Genomic DNA, 11137 nt, shown 5'->3' with positions numbered 1-11137 from the left:
TCCTTTAAAAATACAGGGCAACAATGAACTTCGAAACTTACCCTTTTGAGAAACTGAATCAGCTACTTGAGCCTGTGACACCCAACAGTGATTACAGTGCGCTGAGCCTGACGATCGGTGAACCCCAGTTTGAGACTCCGGCATTCATACAGAACGCATTGAAAGACGCTTCCGACCTGCTTAACAAGTATCCTAAAACGGCAGGAGAAGCTGAGCTTAGAGAGGGGATGCTCACCTACAATAAAGAGCGTTTCGGGCTCACGCTCACGGATGCACAGATCATCCCCACATTCGGGACAAGAGAAGTACTTTTTAACTTCCCGCAGTTTCTGCTGCATGATATCAAAGACCCGGTGATGGTCTTCCCCAACCCTTTCTACCAGATCTATGAGGGGGCGGCCAAAGCATCCAACGCAGAAGTGCTCTACCTCGATCTCAATGAAAGCAATGATTTTCAGCCTGCAGTGGATGAAGAGGCATTGGCAAAAGCCGATCTTGTGATACTCAACTCACCGAACAACCCTACCGCATCGGTGATGCCACTGGAGGCGCTAAAACGCTGGGTAGAGCTCGCACTGAAGCATGATTTCGTCCTTTTGAATGATGAATGCTATGCGGACCTCTACCTGGGTGAACCACTGCCGTCACTCCTTAATGCAAGCATCGAGGCAGGCAATGAAAACTTCAAAAACGTGCTGGTGATCAACTCTGTCTCCAAACGCTCCTCTGCCCCGGGGCTTCGCTCCGGTTTCATCGCTGGTGATGCGGAGATACTGAAAGACTATATGGTCTACAGAACCTATGTAGGGTGCGCCTCGCCGCTGCCGCTGCAGCATGCCGCAGCCGTCGCATGGGCTGACCAGGAGCATGTAGCGGGTTTCAGGGAAAAATACAGAAAGAACTTCGAAGTGGCCAAAGAGGTTTTGGGGGTAGAGGCACCTGAAGCGACATTTTACATTTGGCTGAAAGTGGGAGACGAGATCGCCTTTACGACAAAACTCTATCAGGAATACAACCTTAAGGTCATCCCCGGCTCCTTTTTGGGACGTGAAGGGGAAGGCAAAGGGTACGTGAGGCTGGCCCTTGTCTATGAAGAAGAGAAGACAAGAGAAGCATTGGAAAGAATACAGCACTGTTTAGACAGTGAAAGCGTTTAGCTTCTGAACCTAGAGGCGAAGCTTTTGTGAGATGAATGGAGGGTGCGCTTGCTTGCACTCAAGAAGAAAGGAATCAAATGACACCGGAAATACATGTAGAAGAGTTAAAAAAAGACCCTGAGTTCTTGGCCAATATTCAGAGACTTGAAAAAGAGTGCAAAGAAGAAGAGAGCATCGCCAAAGGCTACCAGCTTTTAGATGCGCAGCTCATCATCGAAGCCCCGGAGGATGAGATCAACGAGGTCTTTACCTTTATCGTCAATACAGCCTTTGACAGGCTGGCTGAAAAGCTCACTACCTCGCACTCTTTCGATATGAATGAACCGGAGGACCTGGCTACGGCAAGAGCCATCTATGAACATGGTATCCAGCGTTACAGTGAAAATGACAAAAAGGGTGCCAAAGAGATCTTTCTGGTACTGCATTATACGATCGACCATGCAGGTCTGAAAGATGCGATGATGGTCCATGCCGCTGCAGCGATGGCGGGAAAAAGTTTTGAAGATTTCATAGAAAAGCTTGTTGATGTGGAAGGGGTCGATGAACATGACCCGCTGGCTTTTTTCATCCAGACATTCACGCAGCCTGTAGACAAACTGCTTACGACGTTCGAAAAACAGGTGAAACAGGCCAAAGAGGAACTGAGAGTACTTGATGAAAGCAAGGAACAATAGATGGTTAAGAGAGCTGATCTAGGAAGTGCAGTATGAAAAAGATCCATTTTATAGGTATCGGGGGTATCGGACTCTCCGCGTTGGCCAAATTTCTCTTCAATGACGGACACAAGATCTCCGGTTCGGACATCAAACAGACAGAGATCACCAATGACCTGGCCACGAACTTTAATGCGAAGATCACCATCCCGCACCATGCTGATGCGGTCGAGGGTGTGGATAGAGTGATCTACTCTGCAGCGGTACGTCCGAACAATCCCGAGTACCAAAGGGCAAAGGAGTTGGGGATAGAGCTGCTTTCACGCAAAGAGGCTTTAAAGAGTATTCTGGGTGAAAAAGAGGTCTATGCAGTGGGCGGGGCGCACGGTAAAAGTACCACTTCTGCCATGCTTGCTTCCATTCTGCCGGAATCCAATGCGCTGATCGGTGCTATCAGCAAAGAGTTCGGCTCGAACGTACGCAACTATCCTAACAATAAAGTCGTGTTTGAGGCAGATGAGAGTGATGAGAGCTTTTTGAACTCTAACCCCTATCTTGCGATCGTGACCAATGTGGAACCGGAACATATGGAGTACTACGGGTATGACGAAGCGCGTTTCTACAATGCCTACAGAAACTTCTTATCCCTGGCTGAGATACGTGTGATCAATGCGGAAGATCCATTCCTCGCTTCTTTGGAGATGGAGAGCGTGAAACTCTATCCTTCCAAAGACATCAGAAATATAGAGTTCGTTCTGGTGGACGGTAAACCGCATACCAAATTCGAACTTCTGGACCTGGGAACCTTCGAAGTGTTCGGTTTTGGAAACCACATCGCTCTGGATGCTGCCCTGGCGATACTGGGTGCTTTGCAACTGGGTGAAAAAGTAGAAGCAATACGGGCCAATCTTTTACGCTACAAAGGGATCAAAAAGCGTTTTGATATCATAGAGAACCAGGAAGCGTGCGTGGTGATCGATGACTATGGCCACCACCCTACAGAGATCAAGGTGACGATGGCGTCGCTTCAGACCTATAAAAATCTGCGTCAATTCTCTAAACTTTATGTGATCTGGCAGCCGCATAAATACAGTCGTACGATGGATAATCTGCAGGGATTCGTAGAGTGCTTCGAAGGGGTGGACGAACTTGTGATCCTTCCGATCTGGGCTGCAGGTGAACTGAAAGTAGATATTGACCTCAAGGGCGCATTCAGCCGATATACACCGCTCATGGCCGATTCTGTGACCAAAGAGGACGGCGTTGTCAAAGTATTCAAAGACGGCCATATTATACGTGAATTCAGTGACGGGCTTGTGACAGCCTTCGGTGCCGGAGATATCACCTATCAGATACGCGGAGAGGCATAAGGGGATGTATTCGCAGGAGAGCAGCGAAAAGACCATTATACAGAAACTGGATCTGGACGGGTATATTCAGCAGTTCCAGAAGTTTTTGGCCAGAGAGAAGCCCGTAGCGATGATGGGGGACATCAATCAGCATTATCGCTATATCCAGGCGCTCTCCAGGGTGCAGTTCCCTCAGCCCAGACCGGTACCGGACCTGGACAGAGAGTTGAACCTGATAAAGAAACAGGGGGTGCTCTCTCTGGATGAGATCCATGCATTTGTCAGCATGCTGACGTACTTCAATACGTTAAAGACAGTAGGGTTCACAGAACCGCTCCTCTCCTGGATACAGGGCATAGAGATACCCGAAGAGATCGCCGAGATCATAGGATATTTTACTGCAGAAGGGGATATCAATCCTGAACGCGATCCGGAACTCTTCAAGCTCGAACGTGCGATCAAACAGAACAAGATAGAGATCAGGGATACCCTCTACAAACTGGCACACTCCGGAAGGCTGAGGGATTATATGGTCGATACACAGGTGCATTTCAACGGCGGTGAAGAGACACTGCTTGTACGGGGAGGCTTTAACAATGCCATCAAGGCTACCGTCGTTGCACGCAGTCCGGGAGGCTTTTTCTATATCCTCCCGCAGAGCATCTCCCAGCTGAAAGAGAAAGAGTCCGCGCTGCTCAGTAAAAAAGAGGAGTTGATCTACACCTACTGTAAAAATATCTCGGCGATCTTTTTCAAGTGGGAACGTTTTCTGTCGTTCATCAACAAAGAGTATGACCGGTTCGACCACTATCAGGCTCGGGTCAGCTTTGCAAGGGCCAACGAGTATGAATTCATACTGCCCAGCAAGCATAAACGTATCAAACTGCAGGATTTCGCGCACCCGGCGATAGAGAACCCGGTACCCGTTACGATAGACCTTTCCAAGCAGATCATGCTGGTGACAGGGGTGAACGCGGGTGGTAAAACGATGCTGCTCAAGTCGATGCTTTCGGCAGTCTATATGAGCAAATATCTCTTACCGTTCAAGTGTAATGCCGCACATACCGAGGTCGGACACTACAAGAGCATAGAAGCGGTCATAGATGATCCCCAATCCGTCAAGAACGACATTTCCACCTTTGCGGGACGTATGCAGGAGTTTGCCAAGCTATTCACCAAGGAAGATGCCATCGTCGGTGTGGATGAGATAGAACTCGGGACAGACAGTGATGAGGCAGCAAGCCTTTTCCGCGTCATGCTGGACGAGCTTCGCAAAAGAGGGATCACGTTCATTGTCACGACGCACCATAAGCGTTTGGCTTCATTGATGGCGTCTGATGATCAGGTCGAACTCATTGCAGCACTGTATGACGAAGAGAGAAGGGTACCTACCTATACGTTCCTGCAGGGAAGCATCGGGAAGAGCTATGCCTTTGAGACGGCGCAGCGCTACGGCGTACCTGTCTCTATTGTCGATAAGGCAAAAAAGGTCTATGGAGAAGACAAAGAGAACCTGAATGAACTGATAGAAAGGTCTACCTCGCTCGAACGTGAAATGCGCAGCAAGATCAGTCAGATAGACGAAGAGCTGAAGTCGATAGAGAGACAAAAACAGAAACTGCTGGATGAAGAAGCAAAACTGCAGGAGAGTCACAGAAAGGCGATCGCGACCCTTGAAAACCGTTATAATGCAGCCACGAAAAAAGCAAGGGAAGCCCTGAAGGCACAGGAGTCAAGGGAAGGAAGACGCCTGCTCAATGTCGCGCACCAGCGCAAAGAGTTTACACCCAAAGAGGTCAAGCTGGAAGAAGAGACCCCGCTGAAAGAGGGCGATAAGGTGAAGTACCGGTCGCATAAAGGCGAGATCGTCGGTATCAGGGGGAAAGATGCCACGATCCTTGTAGACGGGCTGAAAATGCGTGTGCCTCTGGGACAGCTCAAAAGAAGAGGGGAGACGCCTCAGGTCAAAGTAAAACCCAAGGCAAAAGAAGCCAAAGTACATGTAGAAAAGACCGGCGCAGCAGTCTCTGTCAAATTGCTCGGAATGTATGCAGATGAAGCGATCGATACCGTCGACAAGTTCCTCTCTGATGCACTGGTGAACGGGCTGCATGAGGTGCAGATCATTCATGGTACAGGCGGGGGTGTATTGTCCAAATTGGTGACGGACTATCTCAAAAGACATCCCAAAATACAAAAATTTTACAGAATGCCCGGGAATCTAGGGATCACAGTGGTAGAACTATAACCCCTCTTTTAACTCCAAAGGGTATAATAGTAGCATTAAAATGTTGCAGGAGAAGTACGTGAGCATTAAAGATGATGTGAATTATGTCAAGAGAGAGTTAAGTGGAGATGAAAAGGTGCTTGAGAGTGCCTTTAAGCTGGAATCACTGTACAAAAGATACAAGTTTCATCTGTGGGGTGCAGCCACTCTACTCATTGTCTTCTTTGTGACGCAGGCAGTGATGGGTGCAGTAGAGGAAGCCAAGCTCACCAAAGCGAATGAAGCCTTTTTGACACTGCAGGCCGACAGTGAGGATGCCGATGCACTGAAAGTACTTGAAGAGAACAATCCGGCACTTTTAGAGCTTTACACCTATGCGAAAGCAACCAAAGAACAAGATATCAAAGCCTTGGAGGCATTGGCGAAAAGCAGTAACACCGTCATTGCGGACACCAGTGCCTATACGGCAGGGGTACTCAGCAAAAAGCCTGTAGATTCTAAACTCTATAAAGAGATGGTACTGTTTGAAGAAGCATACCTGGCGATCGTGTCGGGAGATATGGAGACCGGCAAGAACAAACTGGAACTGATCGATGAGAGATCCTCCCTTTCGGTGATCGCGGAACTTCTCAAACACTCTACGCTAAAGGCTGACTGATGAAGAGGTTGTCACTCTATACCTTGATCGCGGCTGCTTTGCTTTTTTCAGGATGCAGCAGTAAAAAATACTTCGAACCGGAGAATACATTCTCCGCATCCAGTGCATCCAGTGCTTATGGCGGAAGCATCACTGATCTCAGCCGTGACGGAGGGACATTGAAAAGCGGGAAATATGTCGGTAAAACCGGTATGGGTACGGTCGACCTTGGTGAAGGATACAGGTTCCTAAATGAGAGTGAGACCTATGTGCTGGCTGGAAATGCCGAAGGTATTTTGAAGGTCATTGATAAACAAACGAATGAAGCGGTACGTGCCATCTCTCTGAAGGTACCTGTCGTGGCTGCAACGATCGAGAATGGTTTGATAGCCTATATCCTTAACAGCAACACGTTTGGCTTGTATCAAATGGCAGATAACAGAAAATTGGTCGAAAGTCGTTCTGAAACAACCTTTGCGATCGATACAAGAGCAGCAAGCCCGATCTTTATCGATAATCTGGTCGTCATGCCTATGCTGGATGGAAAGCTCATCATCGTCAGTGTAGAAGATACGGAAAATGCAAAAGTCGTCTACCTCAGTAGCGAAAAAGCCTTTAATAATATCATTTATCTGTCACGAGAGGGGAACACCATGATCGCGGCAACGCCAAAAAAACTGTTGACACTGGGCAGCGACGGACAGAGAGAGTATAGTGCGAACATTTCCGAAGTGGCCTACGACAACGGCAAGATCTATCTCTTCACCAAAGAGGGGGAAGTGCTTGCACTGAACAGTGCGCTAGAAGTGGTCGGTGAGGCAAAGTTTAAATTCGCACATTATGCTGTAGGAACTGCATCCAACGGAAAGGTGTATGCTTTGGATCAGGGAGGTTCGCTGATCGTCATGGACAGCAGTCTGAGCAAACACAGGATCTATGACGTAGGGGAGGTCGACGAGCCGGCATTTATCGCGGGGACAAAGCTCTATAAAGACGGTGACATGATCGAATTGTCCAAATTGGGTTATGAGTGATCTGCTTATAGCCTTTGAAGAGTATCTCAGTGTCACAAAGGCACTCGATGCGCTTACTGTGTCATCCTATCTGGGCGACCTTTCACAGCTTGAAGCCTTCAGTCAAAAAAGACTGACAGCTCTGGATACAACAGATATCGTAAAGTTCCTGTCTACCTTTGAAAACAAAAGGACCTTGAACAGAAAACTCTCTTCCATCAATGCTTTTTTCCATTTTTGCCACAAGCAGGACTTCACACAGGAAAAGATACAGATCCCTATGGCGAAAGTACCTAAGAACCTACCCAAATATATGAGCAGTGAAGAGATCATGCAGGGCTTGAGGTCTATTGACAGAAGCAGTGTCACAGGATTACGTGACTATGCGTTGATACTCTTTTTGTATGCGAGCGGGTGCCGTATCTCTGAAGCACTGTCTGTACAGCGAAGTGACATTGTGGAGGGGTGGCTGAAGATACGTTTTGCCAAAGGGGAAAAGGAACGTATCGTACCGCTTGCCCCTGTTGCGATCGGGGCTTTGGAAGCCTATATGCAAGTACAGGATATCTCCAGCAGCCATATCTGGCTTAATTACAAAGGGGAGGTATTGAGCCGCATCTCTGCCTATAAGATCGTCAAGAAGTATCTGGGGGTTTCTCCCCATGTGCTGAGACACTCTTTCGCCTCATCCCTCATTATAGGCGGAGCGGATCTGCGCGTGGTGCAGGAGCTGCTGGGACACAGTTCTCTCGAGACCACACAGATCTATACGCATATACAAAAACAGAACCTGGCAGAAACGATGTTCAGTTATCATCCGCTGAAAGACGTGTCATGAAAAGGTGTATCATGAAAAAGATGTGTCATGAAAAGATATATCATGAAAAAGGAGTATCATGAAAGCGTTGGTTGAGTACCTGAACCATAAAAACATTATTTTCAGATCGCTCAAAGAGATCATGCCAAAAGCGCTCGGCTCCCGTAAAAAGGTCTCCATCCATCTGGGGGTTGAACTCAAAGAGAACTATTATGCCGTGGTGATGGAAGTGGCGAAGAAGAGCAGGGTTCTTCGAAAAGAGGCGTCAGAACTGATGCTTTTGCATGAAAAGCTCGAACAGCATATCGGGAGCAGGATCACGAAGAAATATATCATCATCCGGGCCCCCTTATGTTCGCAGGCAAAAACGATGCTGGAAGAAGAGGGCTGGAAGGTGTGGCATGAGGAGCGTTAAGCAGTCGTGAAGAGGGTTTCACGATTGCAGTGACGTAACCAGAGTGGAAGAAGCAAAGCGCAGCCACGGAGGAAAGACATTGAAACGAAGGAAATATCATGTTACTTGCCGATATCGGTAATACCCATTTCCATATCTCTAACGGATCAGAAGTGGAACATCTATCGTATGAAGAGGCCATTCGAAAGTACAGCAGAGAGAGACTCTGTTATATTTCCGTCAAGCAGCAGCTGGACAGTACCATAGCAGAGATCGCTTTATGGAAAAATATTTCTGCTGAGATACAGCTGGATGGGGCCTATGAGACGATGGGAGTAGACAGAAAAGCTTTATGTTTAAGCCATGAAGATGGCGTATTTGTGGATGCGGGTTCTGCGATCACGGTGGATGTGATGCAGGAGGGACGGTACAGGGGAGGATTCATATTGCCGGGGCTGAAAGCGATGCTTCAAGCCTATAAAGCGATCTCGCCTGCGCTTGTGACGGAACTGAATGAAGAGATATCCCTGGCGAGACTGCCTGCCACAACTAAAGATGGGATAAGCTATGGTATAATCGCGTCTATAAAAGCACTCATAGAGAAGCATAGTGAAGGCAAAAAGCTGTATTTTACGGGTGGGGACGGAAAATTTCTTTCAGGTTTTTTCAGAGACTCCATCTATGATGAAATGCTGGTCTTTGATGGGATGCGAAAAGTGATTAAGGGATCAGAGATATGTTAACAGTAGCACTTCCAAAAGGAAGAATAGCAGAACAGACACTTGAAATATTTGCTGAGATTTTTGGCGGGGAATTCAAATTTGAAGGCAGAGGACTCATTTTGGATATGGGTGAATTTCGTTTTTTAAATGTACGAAACCAGGATGTCCCGACCTATGTAGAGCACGGTGCAGCAGATATCGGCGTCGTGGGACTGGATGTGATCACGGAAAAAGAGCTGGATATCATTCAGCTTCTTGACATGCAGCTGGGTAAATGCAAAGTGGCTATCGGTATTATGAACGAAGATGAACTGGACTGGAACCGTCCGAATATCAAAGTCGCTACCAAGATGGTGAACATTACCAAAAACTACTTTGCCCAAAAGGCGGTAGGGGTGGAAGTGGTGAAGCTGTACGGTTCAATTGAGCTCGCGCCGCTTGTCGGTTTGGCGGATGCCATTGTGGACATTGTGGAAACCGGTTCGACGATGAGAGAAAATGGATTGAAAGTAGCGGAAGAGATCATGGATTCTTCCGCGCATCTGATCTCCAATAAGAACAGTTTCTATGCAAAGAAAGGAGAGATCCTCTCTCTCTATGAAAAGATCAAAGCGGTCGTAGAGAGCCGTGGCTGATACGACGGCATCTTCTCTTGACCTCTATGCAAAAGTAGAGGACCTTCTTGGTGTCAAAGAGGCTGGACCTGCTCTCTATGCACACTATCTTCTCTTTCTAAACAGTATAGAGTTTGAAAGCCTGCTGGATGTGGGCTGCGGCTCGGGTGACTTCCTGCGTCAAATGCAGGCTGCCCTGGAGATCCCCGAGGTCAAAGGCATCGATCTCAGCCCCCTTATGGCCTCCAGAACAGCCGAGCAGGGGTTTGATGCCGAGTGCATCGATCTATGTGCTGTGAAGGGTCAGTATGATGTCATCACTGCGGTCTTTGATATGCTGAACTATCTGGATAAAAAGGCCTTAGAACGGTTTTTTGGGTGTGTCAAAGCGCATTTGACCGAAGGGGGTCACTTCCTGTGTGATATCAATACGCTGTACGGTTTCGAAAATGTTGCCGTAGGCGCCTACATCGTAGATGATGATACACGGTTCTTGACGATAGACAGTGATTTTGAGCAGGGGGAGTATCGTTCGGAATTCACACTGTTTGAAAAAGAGGGCAGCAGGTTTCAGAAATCTCAAGAGACCATTACACAGTACTATCATACGGTAGAAGAGATAGTAGAACTAAGCGGTTTGGAACTGGTGCAACGTGATGAGGTGATGCTTTATGATCTTGAGGAAGCGGACAAGCTGTTTCTCGTATTCAGGAAAGTATAAAGAGGGGAGTGCGGTCTAAAGTCCATCTATGCAGATGGACTTGAAGTAAGATAGGCCGAAACCTATTTTAGGTTTTCGAATGGGTTTTCAACCACATTCTTTCTATCTACGATATATGGGATCAGTGCTGTTTGTCTAGCTCTTTTGATCGCTATCGTTACAAGCTCCTGGTGTCTTTTACAGTTACCTGTAAGTCTTCTTGGCATAATTTTAAATCTCTCACTCAATGAGAATTTAAGTTGCCCTAGATCTTTGTAGTCTACAAAGTCTACTTTCATTTCACAATATTTACAATATCTTTTTTTAAATTTTCTTCTTTCTGCCATGGTGTTCTCCTAAAACGGTATTTCATCTTCATTGATGTCAATTTCTGGAATGTTTGATGCAGGTTGTGGTGCAGCTTTCGGTGCTGACGGTGCAGGTTGGCTGTAGCTGTCATGGGATGGAGCATCATAGTCTGATGATCCGCCCTGACCATATCCGTTATCACCCATCGGTGCTGCTTCGTCTTTGCCTCCGAGCATTTGAAGGTTCTCCACTGTGACAGAGTGTCTGCTTCTTTTGCTGCCGTCCTGTGCTGTCCACTGATCCAGCTTCAATCTTCCGTCTACTAAAACTTTGCTACCTTTGCGTAAGTACTGATTAGCGATCTCAGCAGTTCTGCCAAAAAAAGTAAGGTCTATAAAAAGCACTTCTTCTTTTTGCTCACCCGTTGCAGATTTAAATTTACGTGACGTTGCGATGGCAGTATTGCCGATGGCACTTCCACCTTGTGTATATTTAATCTCAATATCTCTGGTAAGGTTTCCTGCTAAAATTACTTTATTGTACAT

The 11137-nt window shown here is 47.2% G+C and carries 13 protein-coding genes; 11 read left to right on the top strand and 2 right to left on the bottom strand.

Annotated features, from left to right (window positions below):
• Positions 1-23: 23 nt before the first annotated feature.
• The 11 genes from VIM88_RS01535 (at position 24) to VIM88_RS01485 (ending at position 10304) form a co-directional block, all read left to right on the top strand.
• Complete coding sequence (locus tag VIM88_RS01535) at positions 24-1157, top strand: succinyldiaminopimelate transaminase (RefSeq protein ID WP_331861119.1); 1134 nt, start codon at positions 24-26, stop codon at positions 1155-1157.
• A 77-nt stretch (positions 1158-1234) separates the two neighbouring features.
• Positions 1235-1831: a hypothetical protein gene (locus tag VIM88_RS01530; protein ID WP_331861118.1), complete on the top strand. Its 597-nt coding sequence runs from the start codon at positions 1235-1237 to the stop codon at positions 1829-1831.
• 32 nt (positions 1832-1863) lie between these two features.
• Entirely contained in the window at positions 1864-3180 is a 1317-nt protein-coding gene (gene murC / locus VIM88_RS01525) for a UDP-N-acetylmuramate--L-alanine ligase (protein ID WP_331861117.1), read from the top strand.
• A gap of 4 nt (positions 3181-3184) precedes the next feature.
• Complete coding sequence (locus VIM88_RS01520) at positions 3185-5407, top strand: endonuclease MutS2 (RefSeq protein ID WP_414717460.1); 2223 nt, start codon at positions 3185-3187, stop codon at positions 5405-5407.
• Positions 5408-5465: 58 nt separating this feature from the next.
• Complete coding sequence (locus VIM88_RS01515; protein WP_331861115.1) at positions 5466-6044, top strand: hypothetical protein; 579 nt, start codon at positions 5466-5468, stop codon at positions 6042-6044.
• The gene (locus VIM88_RS01510; protein WP_331861114.1) at positions 6044-7057 is read left to right on the top strand and encodes a hypothetical protein; all 1014 of its coding nucleotides are present in this window, start codon (positions 6044-6046) and stop codon (positions 7055-7057) included. The genes VIM88_RS01515 and VIM88_RS01510 overlap by 1 nt, the downstream gene beginning before the upstream one ends.
• Positions 7050-7874, top strand: a complete 825-nt coding sequence (locus tag VIM88_RS01505; protein WP_331861113.1) for a tyrosine-type recombinase/integrase — start codon at positions 7050-7052, stop codon at positions 7872-7874. Before VIM88_RS01510 ends, VIM88_RS01505 begins: the two co-directional genes overlap by 8 nt.
• 58 nt (positions 7875-7932) lie before the next feature.
• On the top strand, positions 7933-8268 hold the full coding sequence (locus VIM88_RS01500; protein ID WP_331861112.1) for a hypothetical protein: 336 nt from the start codon (positions 7933-7935) through the stop codon (positions 8266-8268).
• Positions 8269-8366: 98 nt separating this feature from the next.
• Entirely contained in the window at positions 8367-8990 is a 624-nt protein-coding gene (locus tag VIM88_RS01495) for a type III pantothenate kinase (protein ID WP_331861111.1), read from the top strand.
• Positions 8984-9604, top strand: coding sequence for an ATP phosphoribosyltransferase (gene hisG, locus VIM88_RS01490; RefSeq protein ID WP_331861110.1), 621 nt, complete (start codon positions 8984-8986; stop codon positions 9602-9604). The genes VIM88_RS01495 and hisG overlap by 7 nt, the downstream gene beginning before the upstream one ends.
• On the top strand, positions 9597-10304 hold the full coding sequence (locus VIM88_RS01485) for a class I SAM-dependent DNA methyltransferase (RefSeq protein WP_331861109.1): 708 nt from the start codon (positions 9597-9599) through the stop codon (positions 10302-10304). Before hisG ends, VIM88_RS01485 begins: the two co-directional genes overlap by 8 nt.
• 62 nt (positions 10305-10366) lie before the next feature.
• Here VIM88_RS01485 and rpsR read toward each other — a convergent pair whose 3' ends face one another.
• Together rpsR and VIM88_RS01475 are read right to left on the bottom strand one after the other, a co-directional pair.
• Entirely contained in the window at positions 10367-10630 is a 264-nt protein-coding gene (gene rpsR / locus VIM88_RS01480; RefSeq protein ID WP_331861108.1) for a 30S ribosomal protein S18, read from the bottom strand.
• 9 nt (positions 10631-10639) lie between these two features.
• Positions 10640-11137, bottom strand: coding sequence for a single-stranded DNA-binding protein (locus VIM88_RS01475; protein ID WP_331861107.1), 498 nt, complete (start codon positions 11135-11137; stop codon positions 10640-10642).

This window comes from Sulfurovum sp. (genome assembly GCF_036568385.1).
Lineage (GTDB): Bacteria > Campylobacterota > Campylobacteria > Campylobacterales > Sulfurovaceae > Sulfurovum.
This window is presented reverse-complemented; position numbering and strand designations above follow the sequence as displayed.

Bases quoted from the DNA above. Each gene is read 5' to 3' on its own strand.
- VIM88_RS01510 (WP_331861114.1), top strand. From the start codon at position 6,044: ATGAAGAGGTTGTCACTCTATACCTTGATCGCGGCTGCTTTGCTTTTT.
- rpsR (WP_331861108.1), bottom strand. From the start codon at position 10,630: ATGGCAGAAAGAAGAAAATTTAAAAAAAGATATTGTAAATATTGTGAA.
- VIM88_RS01505 (WP_331861113.1), top strand. From the start codon at position 7,050: ATGAGTGATCTGCTTATAGCCTTTGAAGAGTATCTCAGTGTCACAAAG.
- VIM88_RS01530 (WP_331861118.1), top strand. From the start codon at position 1,235: ATGACACCGGAAATACATGTAGAAGAGTTAAAAAAAGACCCTGAGTTC.
- hisG (WP_331861110.1), top strand. From the start codon at position 8,984: ATGTTAACAGTAGCACTTCCAAAAGGAAGAATAGCAGAACAGACACTT.
- murC (WP_331861117.1), top strand. From the start codon at position 1,864: ATGAAAAAGATCCATTTTATAGGTATCGGGGGTATCGGACTCTCCGCG.
- VIM88_RS01500 (WP_331861112.1), top strand. From the start codon at position 7,933: ATGAAAGCGTTGGTTGAGTACCTGAACCATAAAAACATTATTTTCAGA.
- VIM88_RS01475 (WP_331861107.1), bottom strand. From the start codon at position 11,137: ATGTACAATAAAGTAATTTTAGCAGGAAACCTTACCAGAGATATTGAG.
- VIM88_RS01520 (WP_414717460.1), top strand. From the start codon at position 3,185: ATGTATTCGCAGGAGAGCAGCGAAAAGACCATTATACAGAAACTGGAT.
- VIM88_RS01495 (WP_331861111.1), top strand. From the start codon at position 8,367: ATGTTACTTGCCGATATCGGTAATACCCATTTCCATATCTCTAACGGA.
- VIM88_RS01535 (WP_331861119.1), top strand. From the start codon at position 24: ATGAACTTCGAAACTTACCCTTTTGAGAAACTGAATCAGCTACTTGAG.